5 protein-coding genes are annotated in these 3,419 nt (G+C 51.6%); 3 read left to right on the plus strand and 2 right to left on the minus strand.

Going from position 1 to position 3,419, the window contains the following annotated elements:
* Positions 1–201: 201 nt before the first annotated feature.
* On the minus strand, positions 202–708 hold the full coding sequence (gene mobB / locus AC1MDE_RS25725; protein WP_058960152.1) for a molybdopterin-guanine dinucleotide biosynthesis protein MobB: 507 nt from the start codon (positions 706–708) through the stop codon (positions 202–204).
* On the minus strand, positions 708–1,280 hold the full coding sequence (mobA, locus tag AC1MDE_RS25730) for a molybdenum cofactor guanylyltransferase MobA (RefSeq protein ID WP_058960151.1): 573 nt from the start codon (positions 1,278–1,280) through the stop codon (positions 708–710). The genes mobB and mobA overlap by 1 nt, the downstream gene beginning before the upstream one ends.
* 70 nt (positions 1,281–1,350) lie before the next feature.
* Here mobA and AC1MDE_RS25735 point away from each other — a divergent pair, with 70 nt between their 5' ends.
* Genes AC1MDE_RS25735 through dsbA form a run of 3 tightly spaced genes read left to right on the plus strand, consistent with a single transcriptional unit; the run spans position 1,351 to position 3,315 of the window.
* Positions 1,351–1,626, plus strand: coding sequence for a YihD family protein (locus AC1MDE_RS25735; protein ID WP_038643998.1), 276 nt, complete (start codon positions 1,351–1,353; stop codon positions 1,624–1,626).
* A gap of 46 nt (positions 1,627–1,672) precedes the next feature.
* A complete protein-coding gene (locus AC1MDE_RS25740) occupies positions 1,673–2,659 on the plus strand; it encodes a serine/threonine protein kinase (RefSeq protein WP_038643999.1) in 987 nt (328 codons plus the stop codon).
* Positions 2,660–2,685: 26 nt separating this feature from the next.
* Positions 2,686–3,315 (plus strand): thiol:disulfide interchange protein DsbA, encoded by a 630-nt coding sequence (gene dsbA / locus AC1MDE_RS25745; RefSeq protein WP_034823914.1) that lies wholly within the window; start codon positions 2,686–2,688, stop codon positions 3,313–3,315.
* The last annotated feature ends 104 nt before the right edge of the window (positions 3,316–3,419 follow it).

Consider the following 3,419-nt stretch of genomic DNA (forward strand, 5'->3'; position numbering starts at 1 on the left):
TCAGAAGTGAAACGCCGTAGCGCCGATGGTAGTGTGGGGCCTCCCCATGCGAGAGTAGGGAACTGCCAGGCATTAAACAAGTGAAGAAACCCTGAACGAAAGTTCAGGGTTTTTTTACGTCTGCAGATCGGCGAAATCGGGGTTGTTTTACGTCTGAAACTGACGCCTTAAGTTTAGCCAGACGATCATAAAACCCCCGGGTTACTGACCTTTTCTCAGCCATTTTTCAATAAAATCAGCAACCTTAACCGGCTGATTAATATCGAGAAGTGGGCGGTCAATCGTTAAGTTCTCATCGCTGGCCAGCGCAACCACGTATTCATCCAGTAAATCAGCAAATTCCCCTTTGACACCACGCCGCCACAGCGCGATTTTGGGTACTGGCTCATCTTTAAAGCCCTCAACCAGCACCAGATCCAGCGCGGAACTGTCCATCCGCGCGACCAGTTCCGCCAGATTCAACGTCTGATCAGGGGTTTCACACATCAATGCCCAGCGCTGAGTACTGGCAACAATCACCTGATCGGCACCTGCTTTTCGCAGCAGATAGCTATCTTTTCCCGGCGTATCAATGTCCATTTGATGATGGGTATGTTTGATTAACCCAGAACGAATACCGCGAGCCTTAAGCAGCGGTATCACCTGTTGAAGCAAAGTGGTTTTTCCGGTGCCACTCCACGCAACGATCGCCAGTAAAGGCACGCTCATCACTGCTTTTCCCCATCAACTAAATCGTCGGGCGTATTAATGTTGCGGAAAGCTGCCTCAGAATCTGCGAACGTCACGGCATGCCCACCATGTTCACGCAGAAACTGCATTAAACGCCGCTCACCACGAAGCAGCCAGGCTTCCAGATCGTCGGCCAGTGATCGATTGACCAGTGCCAATGCAGGATGATCACGCTGCGTTGATCGTACCCACACCGCAGGCGCCGCGCCGCGCTGCTGCCATAATCGTGCAACGAAGTCCTCCGGTAACCAGGGCGTATCACAGGCACAAAAGGCGACCCACTCGGTCTTACTGTGCTGCAAGCCACTTAACATGCCTGCCAACGGACCGGGGTAATCTGGCATCGAATCAGTGACGACCTGACAACCGCTAGCCTGATAACGATCAATGTTACGGTTGGCGCTTATCAACACAATATTGACCTGTGGCATCAAACGCTGCAAAACGTGCTGATAAAGCGGTTTGCCCTGCAATTCCAGCAGCCCTTTATCCAGGCCGCCCATACGACTGCCTTGCCCACCTGCGAGGATCACGCCGGTAAATGCGGTCATTTTCGTCTCCTTGATCATACTGGACGATACTTGCATAACGGCAGCCTACCACTGCATAGAGGAATCAATGATGAAATATCACCGACTTAATGAATTGTTCGAACTCCTGCAACCGGCCTGGCAAAAGGAGTCTGACCTTAACCTGCTGGCATTTTTACAGAAACTGGCGCAGGAATCAGGCTTCAGTGGCCCATTAAGTGAATTAACCGATGACATATTGATTTACCATCTCAAAATGCGTGACGCTGGCTGCGATGCGGAAATTCCCGGACTGAAAAAGGATTATGAAGTGGACTTCAAAACCGCGCTATTACGTGCACGCGGTGTGATTAAGGATGATGAGTAGTGTTATCCTTGCGCATTCCTTGCAACGGTAACACACAGGCAAAATGATGAGCGAAGCCGCCTTTAATTTCCAGACGCTGGACCCCGATGTCATCCTGGATGCACTTTGGGATGCGGGTCTGCGTGTCGAATCCGGCTTAACCGCCCTCAATAGCTACGAAAACCGTGTCTATCAGTTTAGTGATGACGACAAACGTCGCTATGTGGCTAAGTTCTATCGGCCACAACGCTGGAGTGCGCAACAAATCCTGGAAGAGCACCAGTTCACGCATGATCTGCTGGCCGATGAAGTGCCTGTTGCAGCACCACTGGCACTGCAGGGCAGTACGCTGAATCACCATGCCGGTTTTATGTTTGCCGTTTTCCCAAGCCTGGGTGGGCGACAGTATGAAACCGATAATGAAGAACAGATGGAGTGGGTGGGCCGCTTTCTTGGTCGCATCCATCAAACAGGTCGGCAGAGCTTGTTTCAACAGCGTCCAACCTTCGGCCTGGAAGAGTATGTCTTACAACCTCGCCAGGAGCTGGAGCAAAGCACGCTGGTACCGGCTGCCCTGAAGGATGCGCTGCTGAACGCCGTTGATAAACTTATCGGCACCCTGCAGCAGCGCTGGCATGATAAATGGCAGCCGCTCAGGCTGCATGGTGACTGCCATCCAGGTAATATCCTGTGGCGAGATGGCCCAATGTTTGTCGATCTTGACGATGCGCGCAACGGACCTGCAGTGCAGGATCTGTGGATGCTGGTGAACGGCGATCGTCAGGAGCAGCTGATCCAGTGGGATATTCTGCTGGAAGCTTATAATGAATTCAGTGACTTCGATTTACATGAATTGTCACTGATTGAGCCTTTACGCGCTATGCGCATGGTTTATTATTTGGCCTGGGTGGTACGCCGCTGGCAGGACCCGGCTTTTCCGCGCGCCTTTCCCTGGATGACCGATGAGGATTTCTGGCGCCGACAGATTGCACTATTTATCGAGCAGGAGAGGCTGTTACATCAACCCCCGTTGCAGCTTAGCCCGCAATTTTAATGAAGTACTCAGGAGATTTTTTCACGATGAAAAAGATTATGTTTGCGCTGGTAGGTTTAATGCTGGCATTTGGCGCCTCAGCGGCACAGTTCAATGACGGCAAACAATTCGTCACGCTGCCAAAGCCGGTTGCTGGTGAGCCTCAGGTACTGGAGTTCTTCTCCTTCTTCTGCCCGCACTGCTACCAGTTCGAACGCGTCTATCACGTGAGTGATGCCGTGAAAAAGAACCTGCCAGCAGACACTAAAGTGACGAAATATCACGTTGATTTTCTCGGTGGAGACTTCGGTCCTGTTGTGACTCAGGCCTGGGCGGTCGCGATGGCGCTGGGCGTGGAAAGCAAGGTCACTGCACCGATCTTTGATGGTATTCAGAAAACCCAAACCATTACCGATGCGGCGAGCCTGAAAGCCACCTTCATCCAGGCGGCTGGTATTTCATCAGAAGATTATGATGCAGCCTGGAATAGCTTTGCGGTAAAAGCGTTGGTCGCACAGCAGCAGAAAGCGGCAGCCGATCTTAACCTGCAGGGCGTGCCAGCCATCTTCGTTAACGGCAAATACATGGTGAATAACGGCGGCCTGGACACCAGTTCTATGGACAATTTCGTTGCCGATTATGCCAACGTAGTGAAATTCCTGGTTGAGAAGAAGTAATTAAGCTCGAATAAACGCCGGCGATGTCGTAATGCTTGTCAGTTAAGATCTTAATGGAGGCCGCAACGGATAACGTTGCGGCTTCTTTTTTACCGCCCTTGGGT

It is taken from the genome of Pantoea folii, assembly GCF_056678875.1.

Excerpts from the sequence above, each read along its gene's own strand:
- AC1MDE_RS25735 (WP_038643998.1), top strand. The coding sequence starts at position 1,351 with ATGAAATATCACCGACTTAATGAATTGTTCGAACTCCTGCAACCGGCC.
- dsbA (WP_034823914.1), top strand. The coding sequence starts at position 2,686 with ATGAAAAAGATTATGTTTGCGCTGGTAGGTTTAATGCTGGCATTTGGC.
- mobB (WP_058960152.1), bottom strand. The coding sequence starts at position 708 with ATGAGCGTGCCTTTACTGGCGATCGTTGCGTGGAGTGGCACCGGAAAA.
- mobA (WP_058960151.1), bottom strand. The coding sequence starts at position 1,280 with ATGACCGCATTTACCGGCGTGATCCTCGCAGGTGGGCAAGGCAGTCGT.
- AC1MDE_RS25740 (WP_038643999.1), top strand. The coding sequence starts at position 1,673 with ATGAGCGAAGCCGCCTTTAATTTCCAGACGCTGGACCCCGATGTCATC.